22 protein-coding genes and 1 pseudogene are annotated in these 20,632 nt (G+C 64.7%); 7 read left to right on the forward strand and 16 right to left on the reverse strand.

Going from position 1 to position 20,632, the window contains the following annotated elements:
- Positions 1 to 5: 5 nt before the first annotated feature.
- From R9B84_RS36890 to R9B84_RS36905, 4 genes are all read right to left on the reverse strand, one after another.
- Positions 6 to 812: a hypothetical protein gene (locus R9B84_RS36890; RefSeq protein WP_423762247.1), complete on the reverse strand. Its 807-nt coding sequence runs from the start codon at positions 810 to 812 to the stop codon at positions 6 to 8.
- A gap of 174 nt (positions 813 to 986) precedes the next feature.
- Entirely contained in the window at positions 987 to 1,799 is an 813-nt protein-coding gene (locus R9B84_RS36895; protein WP_423762248.1) for a hypothetical protein, read from the reverse strand.
- Complete coding sequence (locus R9B84_RS36900) at positions 1,796 to 2,827, reverse strand: hypothetical protein (RefSeq protein ID WP_423762249.1); 1,032 nt, start codon at positions 2,825 to 2,827, stop codon at positions 1,796 to 1,798. The genes R9B84_RS36895 and R9B84_RS36900 overlap by 4 nt, the downstream gene beginning before the upstream one ends.
- An 8-nt stretch (positions 2,828 to 2,835) precedes the next feature.
- Positions 2,836 to 5,034: a type VI secretion system Vgr family protein gene (locus R9B84_RS36905; protein WP_423762250.1), complete on the reverse strand. Its 2,199-nt coding sequence runs from the start codon at positions 5,032 to 5,034 to the stop codon at positions 2,836 to 2,838.
- Between the two features lie 333 nt (positions 5,035 to 5,367).
- Between R9B84_RS36905 and R9B84_RS36910 the strand changes: the two are divergent.
- Positions 5,368 to 5,664, forward strand: a pseudogene (locus R9B84_RS36910) (hypothetical protein); the annotation flags it as partial.
- A 45-nt stretch (positions 5,665 to 5,709) separates the two neighbouring features.
- On the opposite strand, the gene R9B84_RS36915 reads toward R9B84_RS36910, so the two are convergent.
- Positions 5,710 to 6,858: a WD40/YVTN/BNR-like repeat-containing protein gene (locus tag R9B84_RS36915; protein ID WP_423762251.1), complete on the reverse strand. Its 1,149-nt coding sequence runs from the start codon at positions 6,856 to 6,858 to the stop codon at positions 5,710 to 5,712.
- 67 nt (positions 6,859 to 6,925) lie between these two features.
- Positions 6,926 to 7,195 carry a MoaD/ThiS family protein gene (locus R9B84_RS36920; RefSeq protein ID WP_047902464.1) on the reverse strand — a complete coding sequence of 90 codons (270 nt, stop codon included), beginning with the start codon at positions 7,193 to 7,195 and terminating at the stop codon, positions 6,926 to 6,928.
- A 261-nt stretch (positions 7,196 to 7,456) separates the two neighbouring features.
- Here R9B84_RS36920 and R9B84_RS36925 point away from each other — a divergent pair, with 261 nt between their 5' ends.
- Positions 7,457 to 7,822 (forward strand): ASCH domain-containing protein, encoded by a 366-nt coding sequence (locus R9B84_RS36925; protein ID WP_423762252.1) that lies wholly within the window; start codon positions 7,457 to 7,459, stop codon positions 7,820 to 7,822.
- Between the two features lie 15 nt (positions 7,823 to 7,837).
- Here R9B84_RS36925 and R9B84_RS36930 read toward each other — a convergent pair whose 3' ends face one another.
- A complete protein-coding gene (locus R9B84_RS36930; RefSeq protein ID WP_423762253.1) occupies positions 7,838 to 8,527 on the reverse strand; it encodes an aspartyl/asparaginyl beta-hydroxylase domain-containing protein in 690 nt (229 codons plus the stop codon).
- Positions 8,528 to 8,743: 216 nt separating this feature from the next.
- On the opposite strand from R9B84_RS36930, the gene R9B84_RS36935 reads away from it, so the two are divergent.
- Together R9B84_RS36935 and R9B84_RS36940 are read left to right on the forward strand one after the other, a co-directional pair.
- Positions 8,744 to 9,088 (forward strand): DUF4148 domain-containing protein, encoded by a 345-nt coding sequence (locus R9B84_RS36935; RefSeq protein ID WP_423762254.1) that lies wholly within the window; start codon positions 8,744 to 8,746, stop codon positions 9,086 to 9,088.
- 71 nt (positions 9,089 to 9,159) lie between these two features.
- Positions 9,160 to 9,435, forward strand: coding sequence for a DUF4148 domain-containing protein (locus R9B84_RS36940; protein WP_423762255.1), 276 nt, complete (start codon positions 9,160 to 9,162; stop codon positions 9,433 to 9,435).
- Between the two features lie 267 nt (positions 9,436 to 9,702).
- Here the strand turns inward: R9B84_RS36940 and R9B84_RS36945 are convergent, their stop codons facing one another.
- Positions 9,703 to 10,230: a cytochrome b gene (locus R9B84_RS36945; RefSeq protein ID WP_423762256.1), complete on the reverse strand. Its 528-nt coding sequence runs from the start codon at positions 10,228 to 10,230 to the stop codon at positions 9,703 to 9,705.
- A gap of 198 nt (positions 10,231 to 10,428) precedes the next feature.
- Positions 10,429 to 10,554 (reverse strand): hypothetical protein, encoded by a 126-nt coding sequence (locus R9B84_RS36950; RefSeq protein ID WP_423762257.1) that lies wholly within the window; start codon positions 10,552 to 10,554, stop codon positions 10,429 to 10,431.
- A gap of 275 nt (positions 10,555 to 10,829) precedes the next feature.
- Here R9B84_RS36950 and R9B84_RS36955 point away from each other — a divergent pair, with 275 nt between their 5' ends.
- The 3 genes from R9B84_RS36955 to R9B84_RS36965 are packed head-to-tail and all read left to right on the forward strand — an operon-like array spanning position 10,830 to position 13,492.
- The gene (locus R9B84_RS36955) at positions 10,830 to 11,180 is read left to right on the forward strand and encodes a hypothetical protein (protein WP_423762258.1); all 351 of its coding nucleotides are present in this window, start codon (positions 10,830 to 10,832) and stop codon (positions 11,178 to 11,180) included.
- A 51-nt stretch (positions 11,181 to 11,231) separates the two neighbouring features.
- On the forward strand, positions 11,232 to 12,401 hold the full coding sequence (hpnI, locus tag R9B84_RS36960) for a bacteriohopanetetrol glucosamine biosynthesis glycosyltransferase HpnI (protein ID WP_423762259.1): 1,170 nt from the start codon (positions 11,232 to 11,234) through the stop codon (positions 12,399 to 12,401).
- Positions 12,398 to 13,492, forward strand: a complete 1,095-nt coding sequence (locus R9B84_RS36965; protein WP_423762260.1) for a lysylphosphatidylglycerol synthase domain-containing protein — start codon at positions 12,398 to 12,400, stop codon at positions 13,490 to 13,492. Before hpnI ends, R9B84_RS36965 begins: the two co-directional genes overlap by 4 nt.
- 67 nt (positions 13,493 to 13,559) lie before the next feature.
- On the opposite strand, the gene denD is transcribed toward R9B84_RS36965, so the two are convergent.
- The 7 genes from denD to R9B84_RS37000 all read right to left on the reverse strand — a co-directional run bounded on the left by denD (position 13,560) and on the right by R9B84_RS37000 (position 20,450).
- A complete protein-coding gene (denD, locus tag R9B84_RS36970; protein WP_310132154.1) occupies positions 13,560 to 14,531 on the reverse strand; it encodes a D-erythronate dehydrogenase in 972 nt (323 codons plus the stop codon).
- 28 nt (positions 14,532 to 14,559) lie between these two features.
- Positions 14,560 to 15,336 (reverse strand): 2-oxo-tetronate isomerase, encoded by a 777-nt coding sequence (otnI, locus tag R9B84_RS36975; protein WP_423762261.1) that lies wholly within the window; start codon positions 15,334 to 15,336, stop codon positions 14,560 to 14,562.
- Positions 15,337 to 15,404: 68 nt separating this feature from the next.
- Positions 15,405 to 16,730, reverse strand: a complete 1,326-nt coding sequence (locus R9B84_RS36980; protein ID WP_423762262.1) for an MFS transporter — start codon at positions 16,728 to 16,730, stop codon at positions 15,405 to 15,407.
- Positions 16,731 to 16,849: 119 nt separating this feature from the next.
- Complete coding sequence (locus R9B84_RS36985) at positions 16,850 to 17,488, reverse strand: aldolase (protein ID WP_423763553.1); 639 nt, start codon at positions 17,486 to 17,488, stop codon at positions 16,850 to 16,852.
- Positions 17,488 to 18,774: a 3-oxo-tetronate kinase gene (otnK, locus tag R9B84_RS36990; RefSeq protein ID WP_423762263.1), complete on the reverse strand. Its 1,287-nt coding sequence runs from the start codon at positions 18,772 to 18,774 to the stop codon at positions 17,488 to 17,490. Before otnK ends, R9B84_RS36985 begins: the two co-directional genes overlap by 1 nt.
- Positions 18,775 to 18,793: 19 nt before the next feature.
- On the reverse strand, positions 18,794 to 19,684 hold the full coding sequence (gene ltnD, locus R9B84_RS36995) for an L-threonate dehydrogenase (RefSeq protein WP_096473522.1): 891 nt from the start codon (positions 19,682 to 19,684) through the stop codon (positions 18,794 to 18,796).
- A gap of 61 nt (positions 19,685 to 19,745) precedes the next feature.
- Entirely contained in the window at positions 19,746 to 20,450 is a 705-nt protein-coding gene (locus R9B84_RS37000; protein WP_423762264.1) for a FadR/GntR family transcriptional regulator, read from the reverse strand.
- Positions 20,451 to 20,632: the final 182 nt, after the last annotated feature.

The following is a 20,632-nucleotide window of genomic DNA, read 5'->3' on the forward strand; positions in this document are numbered from 1 at the left end:
AGGGCTCAATGCGTGGGTGGAACAAAGCGCCACGTTACATCCTGCGCGTTGATCTTCGGAAACGGCATGTTATGAGCAAACGTCTGCTTGCCTACCGGCAACTCCAGGCATTCCCATGTGCCGGGCCACGGACAGAGTTCGCCGGAGCGCTTTTTCCAGCCGGGCTCGTCCAGCCTGGATTGGAGATCGGCTTTGGATTGCAATTCCTGGAATCGGCGTTCTTCCTCATCGTTAGGTATCGCAATGCCGTGCACTCGGAAAGCAAAGAGAATTTCTCCAGTTTTACCGCCTCGCTTGATAGAAACGAAAAATCGCTTTCCTTCCAGTAGGGTATAGAAGGTGTAGTAGTCGATTGGCACCTTGGGTTTATCGTCTCCATAATCCATGAATCGACTTGTGATATAGATGATCTGCGGCCTTGGGTCGAAGTTGGAACCAAAACCGATGATGTCGACCGAGGGGGGCGCTTTCGGAGGGAAATCTGCCGGCATGGATTCTCCCTTGAGGGCGCGGACTATCCTTATTTGGAGACTCCCTACCTGGTCGTCAGTAAATGGCGGCGGGGATATCCGTCGCATTAAGGTGTCGTTATATTTTGTTCCCGCTGGATAGTAGACCTTGTCTTCATCTCTGAGAGGAATGCGCTGATACATATCGTTAGAAAACCACTGGGTGGCGTCAAATGGTGGATCATCTTCTAATATACGCATCATGATTTTTTCGTTCATGGCATTCCCTCCGTTCGCTGTCCAGTTCGTAACAAGCGCCGTCAGTACCATCACCACGACTAACACTGCGGTCATTTTGCTCACACGCGCGCTCTTGATCTGAAAGTACGACGCTCCATGGGTAACCCTTCCGGCGTACTACCCGACCTGACCGGATTCACGGCCCCTAACGGGTCCAAGGGCAAGTCAATGTCCGGATCCTCCTCATATATTCGGCGTGCCTTCATATGCCTTGCCAACTCAAGTTACCGGGCGGCGTCAGGTCCAATGCGTTGGTGGAACAAAGCGCCACGTTACATCCTGCGCGTTGATCTTTGGGAACGGCATGTTATGAGCAAACGTCTGCTTGCCTACGGGCAACTCCAGGCATTCCCATGTGCCGGGCCACGGGCAGAGTTCGCCGGAGCGCATTTTCCAGCCAGGTTCGTCCAGCCTGGATTGGAGATCGGCTTTGGATTGCAACAGCTGGAACCGACGCTCTTCGTCGTCGTCGGGGATATGGCTACTGCGTGAGCGAGATGTACGAAGAATCTCTCCAGTCTCACCGTTTCGCCTGATGTAAACGAAAAAGCGCTTACCCTCCAGCAAGGTGTAGAAGGTGTAGTTATCGATCGGAACTTTAGACTCGTCGCCCACATCGTCGTTGAATCTACTGCTGATATATACGATTTGCGGCCTGGGATCGAACCCGGAACCCAAACCGATGTCATCGACCGAAGGGGGAACTTTAGGAGGAAAGTCTGCAGGAAAAATTTCACCTTTTAGGGCCATGACGATATTGATTTGGAGACTCTCCACCTGCTCGTCGGTGAATGGAGGTGGGGATATCCGCCGCATTAAGGTATCGTTGTAGTGCATCCCTGCCGGATAGTAGACCTTGTCTTCTTTCCTGAGAGGGATGCGTTGATATATGCCATTGGAAAACCACTGGGTGGCATCAAATAGCGGATCATCCTCGGATACTCGCATCATAATCTTTTCGTTCATCGCAATCTCCCTGCTCGCCGTCCAGTTCAAAGAAAAAGCAGCCAGCAATATCACCGGAATCAACGCTGCCGTTCTTTTGTTCATGCGCGAGCTTTTGGTCTGAAAGTACGAAGCCCCATGGGTAACCCTTCCGGCGTACTACCCGACCTGACAGGATTCACGGCACCCAACGGGTCCAGGGGCAAGTCAATGTCCGAATCTTCTTCATATGTTCGGCGCGCCTCCATATGCTTTGCCAACTGAAATTCCCGGTCGGTGTAAGGTCTAACGGGTGCCTTGGGCGGCGGCTCCCCTGGAATTTCATTCATAGGCCCCTTTCCCAATGCCAATGTTCGTTTCCGGTAGGCGGCCATCTGACGGTGGTAGGCTTCAACCTCGCGCCTATATTCGTCAATCTTCGGCTGCGTCCTCTTTGCCGCGATGAGTTCCTCCCGGGTCCCATAAGTTTCGTCATAGTTGGACCTACGAGGAAAAGCCTGTACTTCCACATCGCCCGCATCAGCCATGATCTGCGCGAGACTCTCTTCATATCGGGGGTCTTCCCCGGGATCGAGTTTTGAACCGATGTCGTGTCCAAGCCCCGTACGGCAGGCGTATGAGAATACGGTTGCATCATCGTCGAACGCCAACGGCGCCAGCATGCGTGCCTGATTCAGCCCGTAGCGGATTTGCCAGGACTCGCCGACGTCGTATCCGAATTCGATGCTGTGCACGAGGCCGTGCGAGAAGATATCCAGTTGCTTGATCGACCGTTTCTTGCCCCGACGTGCTGCAATGAATGTGACGAGATCGGCAACATCAGTCAGTTCTCGATAGCTGGCGCAATAGTCAACCTCTACAATTTTCTTAAGCTCGTCGAGAAGCTTGCGAGGATAGTCCTTCGCGAAAATCAGAAAAACACGTTGTATCGCATAGTCCGGCGTCCCCTCCGGGTATTGGCGCAACTGCCGTATCCCTTGATTGATGAACATCATCCTGTTGCCCTTCCTGGCACGCACATAGAAAGCCGGGTTAGAGCAGCCAACCACCGTTACATAATCACGATCAGCAATCGCCGCCACTTCGGTCGTCGGGTTATCCGTGCCGGTCCGACTTTGCTTTTGTTGTTCCATGGGGGACCTCAGTAGCTGATGTTCTGTTTGCGCAAGTGCACCGCCGCCTCTCTTCCCCATCGCAACGTCACGGCATCAGGCTGGCCGGTATAGATGCGTGCCGTAAACCCTTGCGAATCGGTACGCCCGACGAAGCGCTGACCTTCTGCCGTTTCCACGCAATACAGGACGTTGGCCAACACCTCCCCGGTGCGCGCGTGCTTGACGAGAAACTGCTCGCTGAAGTTGGTTTCGGGGTTGTTGACGGTCCGTGACAACAGGTCGAGCAGGTTGCCTTTGCCGCCGCTCTGCTGTTGTATCGGTCCCTTGAAGCGAATGGCAACGGCATCGAGCGTGATACCCGAGCTGTCGATGACGATGCTGCCTCCCGGGCCTTGCAAAACCACACGCTCTGCCGCCTGCAACTGGTAGTGAAGGGTTCTCCGTTCGATGCGCTGTCCGGCTTCCAGGCGGTGGCTGCCGTGAACGAGGTGCTCCGCATGGCCGCCGATATCGACGCGGTGGTTGACCACAACGGTGTCGTGACGATTGTTTCCTACGGTTTCCGTGTGATTCATGCCGGTATGAATCGTACGATGTCGCTCGATGGTGAGTTCTTCGTCCTGTCCCACTTGTTCACGACGGTCCCGACCTATCGCAAGTCGCTGGTCGTTCCCGATAGCTACGGTTTCGTCGTGTTCGACCTGCTCGCTGCGGTCATGCCCGACGAACGTGGTTTCGTCGTGGTTGACGTGAATGTTCTGATCGCGCTGCGCATGGACGTAGATTTCCTCCTGATCCTTCTCGTCCTCGAAGCGCAGTTCGTTGAAGCCCTCGCCCTTGTGCGTCTGGCTTTTGATCGTCATCCGCGTCTTGTGCCTGGGTAACTCATACGGCGGCAGTTGCAGGCGGTTGTAGGCCCGTGACAGGACGAGCGGCTGGTCTGCATCGCCGTCGAGGTAGCCGACGATCACCTCTTGCCCGATGCGCGGGATCGCCATATGTCCCCAGAGCGCGCCGGCCCAATTCTGCGCAACCTGAATCCAGCAGGAGCTGTGCTCATTGTTTTTGCCCTCGCGGTCCCACGGAAACTGCACTTTCACCCGACCGTACTCGTCGGTATAGATCTCTTCGCCTTCGGGGCCCACCACCGTCGCGGGCTGCAAGCCGTCGATGCGCGGGCGCGGCAGCGGCTCGGCACGCCACTCGACATCGTCCGGCACCAGCATGGCTTCATAACGGTAATGTGTGCCCCGTTGCGCGTCGGCACTCTCTTCCGCCTGGCTGGTGTATTGCTTGCCGTGATGCACGATGCTGACCGTACGCCAGCCGCGGTTCATGTCTTCGCGCGGGTGGCCGGTGAGGTCGAAGGCGATACCGGGTTGTAGACGCGCATCGTCGCCGCTCACACTGGCCATCCGCGCATCGTGGCGGTGGCCACGCAGGCGGTCCTGCGTGAAGGCCTTGCCGCTGCTCTCGTGCTTGTAGCGACCCGGGTAGTCGTAGCGCGCGTAGCCGCGGCCCTGGTGATCGAGATCCGTACCCTCACGCGGGTACTCGTGCGGGTAGCGCGGGCTCTTGAACGTGTAATCGCGCTGCACTTGCCGCGCGGTGCGTACGTTCTCGGCATAGGCGAACGTGCGCAGGCTGGGCTGCGGCTGGTCGCCGCCGGGCGTCGGGTTGTACAACACCGGCTCGCCCTGCTGGCGACCAAAGATAAACAGGCGATCGCAGTGGATCAGCCGGTGACCGTCGGCGCCGTGCTGGAAGGCGTAGAAGAAGCCTTCCTCGCGCAGGATACGCTCGATGAAGTCGTAGTCGGTGTCGCCGGCCTGCACGCAGTACTCGCGCGCCAGATGTTCGGCGGTGACGCGCTGCTCGTAGTCCAGCGTCTGGCGGTGCGCCTTGAGCACGGCCTGCGCAATCTCCGGCACGTTGAGCATCTGGAAGATGCGCCAGTCGGACGAGAGCTTCAGGCGTGCCAGGCGCGGTTCGACCACGGCCGAATAGCGGGTGCGGCGAAATCCCGTCTCTCCCTGAACAAACGACGAAACGGCGCCATGAACGTAGCGCACCGGTTGATCACCTTGCCAGATGGTAAGCAAGCCGCTGCGATCGAGGACCTTGCCGAAGTCCACCGACGGATTGGCGCTCGCCAGATCCAGCTCCAGCCGGAAAGTTTCGGATAATTTCTCTTCCAGTCGGAACGCGACGACTTCGAAGTCCATTGTGTCTGGAATCGCGAAGGTAAAGCTCAATTGGCATGCTTGTGACATCGTGACGATTCTCCGGGCGACAAACACGCTCCGAGGCGTGTCCTGTTACGCCCCCCTGCCATGAACGACATATGAGGTGACGCCGCACTGTGAATGCCGATAGCGTGCGGTTGGCACGCCGAGGATTTTTCAGAACAGTAGAATCGCTAGTGCGGCGCCTCATGTCTATGAGACATATTCGAAATGTTCCGCAAAATTCTCCGAGGCACGGTCCTGCAACACATGCGCTTGTAGCCGCGCATTTTCATCAGGCGATGAGCTTGAAGACGAAGGGAACATGACCGCCAACGCGTGCTGTCGGGGCGGATTGATCATCTGTCGATGGGCGTCGACTTGGCCGGTTCTGTACTGATTGACTGGCACGTCGAGCGTGGCGCGCTGATGCCGATTGAGCCGTCGGTGCGGCTCGACGGCGCACGCTTCGTCGCGCTGTGTCGCCCTGGGCGGGAACGCGAGCCGCAGGTCAGGCGGTTTCTCGACTGGCTCGAAGCGGAAATCGCGCAGACGTGTGGGGCGGTGGCGGGGATGACGCCGGGCGATCGCCGCGCCGATGAGCACGTTGAGGTGAGATCCGGCGAGTGAGCGGGAACCCGAACATATCGGGCTCCGGTTGCCCGCCGTTCGTCATCACCCGAACCTGACGCAGTACACCGGCGGCAAATGCGCCGACACCATCTGCCAGTTTTCGCCGCCATCGCCGGACGTCCATAACCCGCCGGTCGTCGATGCCATCGCGAGGCGCGTGCCGGAATCGTCCACGGCGAGCCCGTGCCGATACACGAGGTCGTACGCCGGCGCGGCCGGCAACCCGTTCGAAAAGCTCTCGAAACTGCGGCCACCGTCGCGCGTGCGTGTGACGACAAACTGGCCGTTTACCGGAATCCGGCACGCATCCTTCACGGCCGGCACGAACCACGCGGTGTCCGGTTCGTCCGGATGCACGGCGACCGCGAAGCCGAAGCTCGAAGGCTGCGCCTCGATGCGCCGCCAGTGCTCGGCGCCGTCGGTCGAGCGGAAGATCGCGCAGTGATGCTGCGTCCACAGCACGTCCGGGTTGGCCGCGCACTGCACGACGCGGTGCGGGTCCTGCGCGTTGGGCTCGCCGCGCCGCTCGGGCGGCATGTAGTCGGCTTCCATGCCGTCGGCGGTCACGCGCCAGGTCGCGCCGCCGTCGCAGGTCTGCCAGACGCCGCCGCACGAGATGCCGACCGTCACGTGCCGGCTGTCGCGCGGATCGACCATCACCGAATGGATGCCCGGCGCGTCGTATCCGCCGCCGCCCCACTCGGCGCGTTCCGGGCGATCCCACAGCGGGCGGTTGAGCACCCACGAGTCGCCGTAATCGTCGGAGCGGAACAGCCCGCCGGGAATCGTGCCGGCCCACAGTACGCCCGGCTCGTCGGCGCCGCCGGTTTCGAGCGACCAGATCTGCTGAAGCGTCCACGGCGGCCGGGGCGGGCTGGTGGGCTCGTCGTCCGCGTCGCCCGTGCTTGCATCTGCGCTGGCGAGGGCGGGCGGTTCGTCGGCAGGCTGCGGCGGATAAACGGGGACTGCGCATTCTTCCCAGTCGGCGGCGCCCGCCCGCCTGCGGTGCAGCTTCACGCCGAAATGACCGAGGTTGAGCGCGGCGTACAGCGTTCCGTCGCGCGGGTCGGCGAGCGCCATGCTGACCGGTTCGCCGACGAAATGCGGTTCGCCGAGCGTCCAGCCGCCGTTGCCGTCGGGCTGCAGAACGAACAGGCCCTTGCGGGTGGCGACGAGCAATCGATCGTTCATGTTGGATGTCTCCTGATGGCCTGACTGGGCGATTTGGCTTCTGGTCGGGGCTGATGCATCAGTCCCCTTATCCGCCCGTCAGCGCCTGCACGACATAAACCCGACTGGCGTCGCCGAGCGCATCGGACAGGCGCTGCCGGTCGCGGATCGGCTGGCCGTCGATGAATACGGAGAGATGTTTTCGCAGCGCACCCTGGTCGTCGACGATGTAGCCGCGCAGTCGCGGCTGCTCGCTGAAAACGGTGTCGAATGCTTCGCCGAGCGTGTGTGCGTCGATTTCGCGCTCGGGCGTTTCGACGTGCCGCTGGATCGAAGCGGCGAAGAAGATATGCGCCATGGCAGTGGCTGGCAGGAGCCGCGCGAAGGGGACGGTCTGTAGTTTAGGCGATCCGTCGGGGGCCGAAAGACGAAGTCGGGTCGCCCCGGTGCGCGTGACCGAACCGCGTCGGCCGCGTCACGCCGGTGGACCCGGCGTGTCCGGGTCGACACACTCAGGCGAATCGGCAACAATCTCGCGCTGACCGCGCTCGCATGCCCGTTGCGGCTGCATGACGATCGACGGTCGCACGCTTTCAACTTGCCGAAGGAATGACTTGCCATGCCGCGACAGGCCCTGTCGATCGTGAAGCCCGCCGTTGACGATATCGTTGCGGGACGCAAGCAGGTGGAAATCCGCTCCTGGGCGCCACCGACCATTCCGTTGCGCGATCTCGTGCTGGTGCAAAACTCGATCTATCTGCGACAGGACGGGCAGGAAGATCCCGACGGCCTCGCGCTCGCGCTGGTCGACGTCGTGGGCGTACACGACTGGACGCCTGACGAAGCCCGCTCGCAGGGCAAGCAATGGTGTGCCGGATACGTGTGCTGGGAACTGACGAATGTGCGGGCGATCGACCGGCCTTTCCCGTGCGTCGCCAGGCGAGGCATCTATGCACTGGCGCTTGCTTCCGGGCAAGCATCGTGACGCTTGCGTCGCGCGCTAAACCGGAATCGATCGCCCCCGCACCCGAATCGCGAGCCGCACGACGCCAATTACTGCATTCGACAGCCACGTGAGCAAGCGCGGCATCCCGCGCCGGCGGATATCGAGCAACAGCACGATCCGCACTTCATCGCTGTCGTTCCACACCTCGTGCATGAACGTGTCGTCCCACAGCAGGAAGCGACCTTCGTCGAGCCGGTATTCGCATCCATCCACTTTCAGCACGGCGGCCGGCGTACCGTCCGCGCGCTTCGGCATCGACAGCACGAGATAGCCGCGCAGGATGCCGCGAAACGGCCCGCGATGCGGCGGAATGTGCTTGCCCGGCGCGAGAAACGACAACGATGCGGACAGCACGCCCGGCGACGCCGCGACGATCGATGCGACAGTCGGGCAGCGCGACAGGTTGCGCGGGAACGGCTGGCCGTACGCCTGCATGATGAACATCCGCCAGTCGCGCGCGTCGTTGGCCGAGATGTCGTACTGCTCGCGCATGATCTCGTGGAAGCGCGGAATACGCGACATGTCCTGCGCCACCGCGAGCGCTTCCGCACGGATGGCAGGCCACGCGCGCACGAAACGCTCGGCATCCGGGAACGCGGCCGTATCGAGCACCGCGTCGCCGTCGATATGGCGGTCGTACAGCGTGCGGAGCAGGCCGGCTGCGTAGTCGTAAGCGACGGACATGGTCGATCGATGGGCGATCCGTATGAGGTGGCGTCAGTCTGCACGAAGCGCGACGGGCGCTGCGTTACGTCAGGTTACGCCTGCTGACGAAAGAATGACAGTTCGATGACCGGTCGACGCAAGCTGCCGGAGCCGCAACGCGCGGGAATAAACGAACCCCCTCCGTCGTCATACGGGTGTAGCACGTCGTCTCGTTGACTTCTGAATGAGTGGAGCATGAACAAGCATTGGCTGGTGGCCGCCACCGTGGCGGCAATTTCTCTCGCGGGTGTCGCAACGCAAGCGTCGGCACAGGGGCTCACGCGCGCACAGGTCAGGCAGGAACTGATCGATGCAGAAAACAACGGGCTGCGCTTCGTGACCGATACGTCGTATCCGGACGTGAGCCCGCTGTTCCAGCGGCAGGTCGAACAGATGCCGCAGCGTCAGTCCAGCACGGCGGTCGGCAGCGATCCGGCCGTTTCATCGGAAGCGGGCAAGCCGGCGGCGATGTCGCCGCGCCAGCGCCCGGCCGCATGCGTCGGCCCCGCGAGCTTCTGCGCGATCTATTTCGGAAGCTGAACCAACCGCCTGCGCTCGCGGGTCAGGCATTCACAATGGTTGATCGATACGGAACATTGAAGGAGTTCATGATGAAAACATATATCGCAGTACTGATGATGATCGGCATGATCGTCGGTCAGTCGGCATTCGCGCAATCGGCCGCACCGCTGACGCGCGCGCAGGTTCGCGACGAGCTGATGCGTCTGGAAGCGGCCGGGTACGACCCGGCGAAAGGCGACGACGGCGAGTATCCGGCGGACATCCAGGCCGCGGAAGCGAAGCTCGCCGAGCAGGATCGGGCCAGGGCGGCAGCTTCCGCGATGCATGCGCCGGCCCCCGGTATGCCGGCGCAGACCAGCAATTAGGTGTCGGTATGTACGCGTGTGGCTTCTGGCCGTCGTGTTCGCGGTATGGCAATCCGCGTGCCCTTCGCGCCGCTCGACGTGACCGAAGGGCACCGGCTGCCATGCCGCTCATCGCGCGCCGCTTCGCGCGACGTCGGGATCATCTCGCCAATCGATCCCGATGGGGCGGCAGGCCGATCGCGCGATGAACAGGAAGGCCGGCGACGTCGCGAACCGGAACAACCCGGTTCAGGGCGGCAAGGGTGCGTTGAAACAGGGGGGAAGCGATCACCACGGCATCATGCGCTGCACGATCTGATCGCGCAGCACGAAGCGGTGCGCCAATGCGGCTGCCACGTGCAGGCAAATGCCGGCGAACAGCGCCCATGCGAGGATGCCGTGCACGTCGCCCATCGCGTGACCGAATCCGGAACCGGCCGCCGACAGCGCCGGCAACGGGACGACTCCGACCAGCGTCACGGCCCATGCGCGCGACGATGCGTTGATCCAGCCGAGCAGCGGCACCACGATCAGCAGTGCGTAGAGCGCGAAATGCGTCGCGCCGGACAGCGCGCGCATCGTGGGCGACAGGTCGTCTGCGGGCGGGCGATGCGTCACGCGCCACAGCACGCGGCAAGCCATCGCCGCGAGCAATGCGGTACCCACGATCAGGTGCGCGGCGATCAGGCCGATCGGTTGCGTATCGCGATGCACATCGGGCATCGTCCAGCCGATTGCGTATTGCGCGACGACAAGCGCGACGATCAGCCAGTGAAGAAAGCGTGCAACTGCGTCATATCGGGCGGGTGTGGTCATGAAGACTCCTGACGGACTGTGGGGATCGTATGTGTCGGCAAATTCTACGGGCGAATCGTTAACGTAACGTTAAGCACGCGGCATCGCGCGCGACCGATCGTCGTGTTCGTCGGCCGGCGCACTGCGCGGCAACGGTCCGGCCGCATCCGCCGACGGCAGCGCGATGACGATACTAAGACCCTGACCGCCGATGCCAGGCTAGAACTGCACGGTGCCGCCGAAGTATTGCGCGATGCGCGTGACGATCGACAGCCCGAGCCCGCTGCCGGGCGATTGCGTGTCGCTGCCGATCAGGTCGTCGTCTTCAACAAGGCGGGGTCGCATGGTCGATTCGCGTGCAGGTGTCTGCGATTGCACGAGCCCGACTGAGCGTGCGATGCAACGGATTGTAATCGAGCTGTCTCAAACATCGCCGATTCTGAAGAACGCTCAAGGTTTGCTGCCGGCATTCCCGCTACTATCGGCCACGACATCGCACCCCCGATCCCGATCCGGGTTTGCCGCGTCCGGCGCGGACCGAACGCACTGGCCCACCAACCCGCGACCCTTCAGTTTGATTTCAAATCGATCCGGGTCGCCTGCACGGGAGTTCATTCTTCATGGCATCCTCGACGATCGAGCGATGGCGCGTCCACCTGCTGATCGCCGCGCTGGCCGGCATGTTCATTCAGTGTTTCGTGCTGGTATCGCTGCTTGCATTGCGCATACCCGAGGCGTTTTTCACCACGATGACATTTCGCGTCTGGACCGTCGTCGCGGTTGCGACCGCCATCCTTTCGGCCCGCAAGCTTGCCGATGCGGCGTTCAGGGCCGCGCTCGCGTGCGGATACGTGCGCGTGACCGGAATCGATCGCCGGACGGTAGTTGTGTCATCTGATTGCGCGTATCGTCGATTGGTCGTCCTTCACATCCGGCTCAACGGGAATCGATACGGCAGCGTACACGGGTGAGCCCGCGTGCGCGGCCGGTTGCGGTCGTACGGGTCACCACTGGGGAGAAGCATGGTTTTGCTGCATGTGCTGCACGCGCTGGCCGGGGCAATGTCGATCGTCTGCGGGCTGGGCGGGTTGCTGGGCATTGCCTACACCGTCACGGCCAGCGTGCTGGTCGGCAGGTTCTTTTCCCGGGCGCCGGCGATGCCGCGCGATTACCCGGGCGTCACTGTCGCGAAGCCGCTGCACGGCGACGAATGGGATCTCGTACAGCATCTCGAAAGCTTTTTCGTGCAGGACTATCCGGGGCCGGTACAGCACCTGTTCGGCGTGCACGATGCGGGCGATGCGGCACTCGCGGCCGTCGAGGCGCTGCAGGCACGCTATCCGGACGCGAACATCAAGGTCGTCGCCGATGCGCGGCTGTACGGGCCGAACCGCAAGATCGCGAATCTCGTCAACATGCTCGAACATGCGGAGCATTCGGTGCTCTGCCTCGCCGACAGCGACGTGGTGGTCGAGCGCGATTATCTGCGTGCGGTCGTCGGCGCGCTACAGCAGCCGGAAGTCGGCATCGTGACGAGCGTGTATCGCGGTGTCGCGTCGCCGGGTTTCTGGCCCGGTGTCGCCGTCGCGATGACGAACTACCATTTTCTGCCCGGCGTGATTACCGGGCTGTTCATCGGGCGTGCACGGCCATGTTTTGGGCAGACGATTGCGATCACGCGCACGACGCTCGAACGCATCGGCGGGCTCGCGCGTTTCGCGCATCACCTGGCCGAGGATCACGCGCTCGGCGAAGCGGTGCGGCAAGTGGGTACGCAGGTCGTCATCCCGCCGTTCGTCGTCGGGCATGCCTGCGTCGAAGAAACGTTCGCGAAGCTGTACGCGCACGAATTGCGCTGGAGTTGCACGATCCGCGCGGCGGACCGGCTCGGTCATGCCGGGTCGGTGCTGATGCACCCGGTGCCGCTCGCGCTACTGGCCGTGCTGTTCTCCGGCGGCACGCTCGCCGCCTGCTGGCTGACGGTCGCGGCGCTCGCCGCGCGGGCGCTGCTGATGGTGAAAACGAGCCGTGCGACCGGTGCCGGGCTGCGCGGCGCCCTGTGGCTGCCGTTCGTCGATCTCCTGCAGTTCCTGGTTTTCGTGTCGAGCTTCTTCTCGTCGCACGTCGTCTGGCGCGGCACGCGCTTTCGCGTCGACCGGGAAGGCTTGCTGTCGCCGGCGGGTGAATCATGACGATCGAGACGAACCCCGCCAACGCCGACGCCGACGCGGACCGGCAGGCCGCGCGTCACGAGGCGCGGCTCCGGCATGCGGCGCGCGCGGCGGCGCTGGCCGGGCTGGCGCTCGCGGTGTGGCTGATCTGGCACGAACATCCGCTGGAAATCCTGCATCGGTTGCGGATCGCCGGCGTCGGGCTGCTCGTCGCCGCGCTGGCCCACATCCTGCCGATGCTCGCGAATGCGTGGGACTGGCGGATGCTGATCCGCGGCCCGCGCCGGCCGTCGTTCGCGACGATGCTGAAGCTCGTGTGGATCCGCGAATCGATCAACGGGCTGCTGCCGGTCGCGCGGATCGGCGGCGAGATCGTGTCGTTCGGGTTGCTGCGGCAGGCGGGCGTGCGGCCGGCGACCGCCGTGGCCAGCCTCGTCGCCGACATGCAGCTCACGCTGATCAGCCAGTTGGTGTTCGCGCTGATCGCGATCGGCTACGTGCTCGAACGCGTGTCGTCCGACGCCGCGCAGGTGGCCGCGCACCTCGCCATCGGCATGGCGGCGCTGGTACCGGTGTTGCTGCTGTTCGCGCTGGTGCAGCATGCGCGACCGTTTGAGCGCGCGATGCGCGTGGTCAACCGGATCACGAGCGGCAAGGTGGTTGCGCTGGTCGGCGAATCGGCCCGCACCGATCAGTCGATCCGGATGATCTGGAGAAAGACCGGCATCGTCGTGCGCTATCTGGGGATCTGGCAGACGCTGCAGTTTGCGGGTTATGCGCTGGAAATCTGGCTCGCGCTGTACTTCCTCGGCGCCGATCCGACCTTTGCGCAGGCGCTCGCGATCGAGGCGCTGATCCAGCTCGTGAGCAGCATCGCGTTCCTGATGCCGGGTGGTTTGGGCGTGCAGGAGGGCGGGTTCGTGCTGATCGGCGGGCTGCTCGGGTTCGACGCGCCGACCTGTCTTGCACTGGCCGGCGCGCGCCGCGTGCGCGATCTGCTGTTCTATCTGCCGGGCTTGCTCGCGTGGCAGTGGGCGGCCGGTTCGGCGAAACGACCGGGTGGCACGAAGCGCGGGTCGCTGAGCATCGGGGAATCCGCCAGGCCGCGCTGACGCGGCCCGACGGCGCTGCGTGCGTGCCGGGGCGGCGCGTATCCGCCGACGCGCCGCGGTGCGTGAATCAGCGCCGTTCGTCCGCGATATGACTGCGGATCACGTCCGCGAACGACGTGTCGCCCTTCAGCCCGAGCGCTTCCGCGCGCGTCGTGTCCCAGCGGCCCGGCCAGCTGCCGACGATCTTCTCGACGCGCTCGTCGGGCGCATGGCGAATCAGTTTCACGACGTCGTCGCCCGCGACTTCGCGCAGCGCTTCGATCATCTCGTCGACCGACACCGACAGGCCGGGCAGGTTGATCACGCGCTTGTTGCCGAGCTTCGCGCTGTCGATCTCGCAGCCGGCGACGAGCGCGTCGATCGCACCGCGCGGCGACAGCAGCCACAGCCGCGTCGAACCCGGCACCGGGCACACGCTTTCCTCGCCGTTCAGCGGCTCGCGGATGATGCCGCTCGCGAACGACGACGCGGCCGCGTTCGGGCGGCCGGGCCGCACGCTGATCGTCGGCAGCCGCAGCACGCGGCCGTCGACGAAGCCGCGCCGCGCGTAGTCGCACAGCAGCAGTTCGGCGATCGCCTTCTCGGCGCCGTACGACGATTGCGGGTTCAGCGCGGTGTCGTCCTGCACGACGTCGGGCAGTGCGCCGCCGTACACCGCGACGGAGCTCGTGAACACGACGCGCGGCTGGTGGCCGCGTGCGCGGCACACTTCGAGCAGCGTGCGCGATGCATCGAGGTTGATCCGCATGCCGAGATCGAAATCGGCTTCGGCCTGCCCGCTGACGATGGCCGCGAGGTGGAAGATCGCGCCGGTCTGCGTGTCGATCGCGCTTTCGAGCACCGCGCGGTCGGCGATGTCGCCGACGATCGACGTCACGCGCGCATCGCCGAAATCGCTGCCCTTGACGACGTCGAGCAGCACCAGCTCGTCGATCTTCCCGATCCGGCCGTCGGGGCCGGTCAGTTCGCCGCGCTCGAGCAGCTTGCGCGCGAGGCGCTGGCCGAGAAAGCCGGCGCCGCCGGTGATCAGTACTTTCATGTTCTTTATCCTCTGGGGAATACGGGAATCACAGGTATGGCTTGACCCAGCCGAGGCCGGCCGACGTGCCGGCCTTCGGGCGGTATTCGCAGCCGATCCAGCCGTCGTAGCCGAGCGCGTCGATCAGCTCGAACAGGTACGGGTAATTGAGTTCGCCGAGATCCGGCTCGTGGCGCTCGGGCACGCCCGCGATCTGGATGTGGCCGATGCCCGCGAAATCGCGCTTGAGCTTCATCGCGAGATCGCCTTCGACGATCTGGCAGTGGTAGCAGTCGAACTGCACCTTCAGGTTCGGCGCGCCGACTTCCGCGCAGATCGCCTGCGCGTCGTCCTGGCGGCTCAGGAAATAGCCGGGCATGTCGCGCTGGTTGATCGGCTCGATCAGGATCGTGACGCCGCGTGAGGCGGCGGCCTGTGCCGCATGCCGCAGGTTCGACAGGTAGGTGTCGCGATGGCGCGCGCGGTCGGCGCCCGGCGCGACCATGCCGGCCATCACGTGCAGCTTCTTGTTGCCGAGCACGCGCGCATAGTCGAGCGCCTGGTCGATGCCGCGCCGGAATTCGTCCTCGCGGCCCGGCAGCGACGCGATGCCGCGTTCGCCCGCGGCCCAGTCGCCCGGCGGCGCGTTGAACAGCGCCTGTTCGAGGTTGTGCGAGTCGAGGCGCGCACGGATGTCCTCGGCGGCGAAGTCGTACGGGAACAGGTACTCGACGGCCTTGAAGCCATCGTAGGCGGCAGCGGCGAAGCGTTCGAGGAACGCGTGCTCGTTGTACATCATCGAGAGGTTGGCGGCGAAGCGTGGCATGGCAGCGGGTCCTGTGAATGAATGGGGCGGGGCGTACCGCGCCCCGCGTCGAATGGCGGCTCGGTTGCTCAGCGGTTCACGAGTTTCGCGGGCGTGAGCCACACGGCGATCGCGCCGAGCACGAGCATGGCCGCCAGCACGTACATGCCGGACGACGTGCTGTGCGTGGCGTCCTTCAGGTAGCCGATCACGTACGGGCTCGCGAAACCGGCGAGGTTGCCGACCGAGTTGATGATCGCGATCCCGGCCGCGGCCGCGGAGCCCGCGAGGAACGCCGTCGGCAGCGACCAGAACAGCGGTGCGCAGGTCAGCACGCCGCCTGCCGCGAGCGACAGGAACACGATCGACACCGTCGTATTGTGCGAGTACGACGCCGCGACCGCAAACCCGACCGCGCCCATCAGCGCCGGCACGATCAGGTGCCAGCGGCGTTCGCGGCGCTTGTCCGCGCTGTGGCCGAACAGGTTCATCACGACGATCGCGACGACGAACGGGATCGCGGACAGCAGGCCGATCTGGAGCGTATCGGTGATGCCGGTCGATTTCACGAGCGTCGGCATCCAGAACGTGAGGCCGTACTGGCCCGTGACGAACGCGAAGTAGATCAGCGACATCCACCACATGCGCGGGTCCGAGAACACGGCCTTCAGCGAATGGCCGTGCTGCTGCTGTTCCTGCGGCTGCGCGGCGATTTCGTCTTCGAGGAGCTGCTTCTCGCGCTCGTCGAGCCACTTCGCGCCGCGGATGCTGTTGTCGAGATACAGGATCGTCGCGATGCCGACGAGTACGGCCGGCACGGCTTCGATCATGAACATCCATTGCCAGCCGTGGAAGCCCGAGCCGCCGTGGAAGCGCTGCATGATCCAGCCCGACAGCGGGTTGCCGAAGATGCCCGACACGGGGATCGCGGACATGAACACCGCGATGATCTTCGCGCGGCGGTGCGACGGGAACCAGTACGTGAGGTACAGGATCACGCCGGGGTAGAAGCCGGCTTCCGCGAGGCCGAGCAGGAAGCGCAGCACGTAGAACTGCGTCGGCGTCTTCACGAACGCGAACAGCGCTGACAGCAGGCCCCACGTGATCATGATCCGCGCGATCCAGATGCGCGCGCCGAGGCGGTGCATCAGCAGGTTGCTTGGCAGTTCGAACAGAAAGTAGCCAAGGAAGAAAATCCCCGCGCCGAGGCCGAACACGGTTTCGCTGAACGCGAGATCCTGCGACATCTGCAGCTTCGCGAAGCCGACGTTCACGCGGTCGAGATACGCGACCACGTAGCAGAGCATCAGGAACGGCACGATGCGCCAGAACACTTTCTTGTAGGTGCGGTCGAGTTCCGCGGAATGGGCAGGCGCGGCGGGCGAGCGGCTTGCGGCCGCATCGAGAGCAGTCATCGTCGTCTCCAAGGATGTTTTGTGCCGGCGGCGCGCAGGCCGCCGGATCGTATGTGTGTGCTGACGGAAGGGCCCGCGCACACGGCGGGCATGGGAATCGGTACGGGGTGCGCGCCGCGTTACCAGCGCGCGCCGAAGGTCTCGCGCAGTTCGTCGAGCGCCGCGTCGGAAAGCGGCTCGGGCTTCGGGTTCGTCATCAGCCACAGCCGTGCCGTTTCCTCGAGCTCCTCGAGCGCATACGACGCGTGCGACACCGATGGCCCCCACATCACGGGGCCGAGCCGGTCGAGCAGCACGCCGCGCACCTGGTCGGCGAGCGCCGCGACTTCGGCCGCGACGGCCGGGTCGCCGGGGCGGCGGTAACGGATCAGCGGAATATGGCCGACCTTCATCACGTAGTACGGCGTGATCGGCGGCAGCACGTCGGTGTCGCGCCACACGCCCGCCAGCGTCAACGCGACGAGGTGCGTCGAATGCGTGTGGACGACACCGTTCGCCTCCGCGTTGCGCGCATAGATGCCGCGATGCAGCGCGAGCGTCTTCGACGGCTTGCCGCCCGACACGGGCTGGCCGTCCAGGCCGACTTTCGCGATGTCGTTCGGGTCGAGCCGGCCGAGGCACGCGTCGGTCGGCGTGATCAGCCAGCCGTCGGGCAGGCGCGCGCTGATGTTGCCGGCGCTGCCGACTGCGTGGCCGCGTGCGTACAGGCTCGCGCCGACGACGCAGATCTCTTCGCGCAGTTTCGCTTCGTGGCCCATCATGCGGCTCCGTCCAGCGCGCGCAGCGCCTTGTCGAAAAAGTCCGTCGCGCCGAAGTTGCCGGATTTCAGCGCGAGGCCGAGCGGCTGCGCGTCGATGGTGGCCGTGGCCGGCACGCCCGGATCGATCTGCGCGCCGATCTGCAGCGACTTCACGTCGAGTGCCTGCACGACCGCGCCGGACGTCTCGCCGCCGGCGACGACGAACTTGCGCACGCCGAGTTCGCGCAGGCCCCGCGCGATCGCCGCGAGCGTGCTTTCGACGAGATGGCCGGCCGCCTCGACGCCGAGCGCCTGCTGCACGGCCTTGACTTCGTCAGGCGTCGCGGTCGCGTAGATCAGCACCGGCTGCGGCAGGTGCGCGCGCGCGAAGGCGAGCGCTTCATCGACGACGGGCTCGCCGCGCGACGCCGCGAGCGGATCGATGCGGAAGCTCGGCCGCGTGGCGCGCCACGCGGCGACCTGCGCGTTGGTGGCTTTCGATGCGCTGCCGGCGAGCACGGCCGACAGCCCGTCGATGCGCGGCAGCGATGCCGCGTTGTCGCGCTCGGGCAGTTGCTCCGCGCGGCGGAAATTCGCGGGCAGGCCGAGCGCGATGCCCGAGCCGCCGGTGACGAGCGGCAGGCCCGCGCATGCTTCGCCGAGCACGTACAGGTCGCGGTCGGACAGCGCGTCGGCGATCGCGAAGCGTGCGCCTTCCGCGCGCAACTGGTCGATCCGTGCGCGCACCGCGGCCGCGCCCAGCGCGATCGTGTCGTAGCGGATCAGGCCGACCGGCGACTTTGTCTGCCGCTGCAGCACGCGCACGAGGTTCGCGTCCTTCATCGGTGTGAGCGGATGGTTCTCCATCCCGGATTCGTTCAGCAGCACGTCGCCGACAAACAGGTGGCCGCGATAAATCGTGCGGCCGTTCTCCGGGAACGCCGGGCACGCGATCGTGAAGCCGCCGCCGGCCGCATCGAGCAGCGCGTCGGCCACAGGCCCGATGTTGCCCGCGTCGGTCGAGTCGAATGTCGAGCAGTACTTGAAGAAAAACTGCCGGCAGCCCTGTGCGCGCAGCCATTCGTACGCGGCGAGCGATTGTGCAACGGCATCGGCCGCGGGAATCGTGCGCGACTTCAGCGCGACGACGATCGCGTCGGCGTCGAGCGTTGCGTTGCCGGCAGGCACGCCAATCGTCTGCACGGTGCGCATGCCGCTCTTGACGAGCATGTTCGCGAGATCGGTCGCGCCGGTGAAATCGTCGGCGATGCAGCCGAGCAGGGGACGGGAAGCGGAAGCGGTCATGGCGGGAACGTCGTACGAATCAGCGGGCGGGCGGCAGCGTGATGCCGGGGAAAGTCTTGATCACGGCGGAATCGTCCTCGCCGCCGTGGCCGGCGCTCGACGCGCTCATGAACATCTGGTGCGCGGTGGCCGACAGCGGCAGCGGAAACTTGCTGCGGCGCGCGGTATCGAGCACGAGGCCGAGATCCTTCACGAAGATGTCGACGGCCGACAGCGGCGTGTAGTCGCCATTCAGGATGTGCGGCACGCGGTTTTCGAACATCCACGAATTGCCGGCGCTGTGCGTGATCACGTCGTACAGCGCGTCGGCATCGACGCCTTCGCGCAGGCCCAGCGCCATCGCCTCGGCGGCCGCTGCGATGTGCACGCCGGCCAGCAACTGGTTGATGATCTTCACCTTCGAGCCGATACCGTGCGCGTCGCCGAGGCGATAGACCTTGCCGGCGATCGCGGCGAGCACGTCCTCGCAGCCCGCGTACGCGGCGGCCGGGCCCGACGTCATCATCGTCATCTCGCCCGATGCCGCGCGCGCGGCGCCGCCCGACACGGGCGCATCGAGCATCTGCAGGCCGGCGGCCTCGATGCGCGCGCCGAGCGCGACCGCGAATTCGGGCGCGACGGTCGCGCTCGCGATCACGACGCCGCCCGGCTTCATCGCCGCGACCGCGCCGTGCTCGCCGAACAGCACCGTTTCCGTTTGCGCGGCATTGACGACGAGCGTGACGACGACGTCGCACTGCGCGCCGAGTTCGGCCGGCGTCGCGCAGGCAATGCCGCCTTCGGCGGCGAACGCCTGCAGCACGGTGTCGCGCACGTCGCACGCGTGCACGCGCAAGCCTGCGCGCAGCAGCGAGCGGGCGACGCCGAGGCCCATCGCGCCGAGGCCGATGACTCCAATATTTCGTGACATGGTCAACCTTGATCGATTCGGGAGAGGTTCGGGACAACAGCGGCGGCGGGCGCCGCCGGCTTCAGCAGATGCCGGCTTCCGCGAGACGGCGGGCGGCGTTGTACATGTGCGTGCGCGCCGCGTTGCGCGCCGCCATCGGGTCGTGCGCGCGGATCGCGTCGGCGATCGCCGCGTGTTCCTCGCGCACCTGACGCGAGAAATCCTCGCGCGTCGCTTCGTTGCGGCGCGTGACTTTCACGCCGGCTTCGAGGTACTGGTTCAGGAACTGCAGCGTCTTCAGGAAATACGGGTTGCCGGTGACGGCGGCGATCGTGCGGTGGAACGCGACGTCTTCCGCGACGCCGTCGCACCCTTCGGCGACAGCATCGTCGATCCTGCGCAGCGCGTCGTCGATGTCGGCCATGTCGTCGGCGGAGTGGTGCAGCGCGGCTTCGGCCGCGACTTCAGCCTCGATCGCGCGGCGCACCGCGAGCAGGTGCGGCATCGAGCTCGCCTCGACGGCTTCCGCATAGTCGATCCGCAGCGGCCGGATCGCGCCGTGCTGGTTCACGTACACGCCGCTGCCCTGGCGCGGCTCGACCACGCCTTCGTTCTTCAGCCGCGAGATCGCTTCACGGATCACGGTGCGGCTCACGCCGAATTCCTGCGCGAGCACGGCTTCGGTCGGCAGCTTGCCGGTGGCCGAGAAACTGCCGACTTCGATCTGCTTGAGCAGTTGCTGCGCGACATGGTCGCTCATCGCGCGGGCGGGAATTTTCTCGAACATGGCGCTCAGGTTTGTAAGGTGATGTGGTCATCATACAAATTTGAGCGCGACGCAGCATCCGTGATAACCCTCGGTCAATGGTGTGCAACGTCGGTCAAGTTGACTGAAACCGGTTCCAATTGAATCGAAACCGGCGCGATCGGATGTCGCTTCGCGGTTGGTCGGCCGGTCGGGAAAGAGGC

The sequence above is a fragment of the Burkholderia sp. NLJ2 genome, from assembly GCF_049487195.1.
Classification (GTDB): Bacteria; Pseudomonadota; Gammaproteobacteria; order Burkholderiales; family Burkholderiaceae; genus Burkholderia; species Burkholderia pyrrocinia.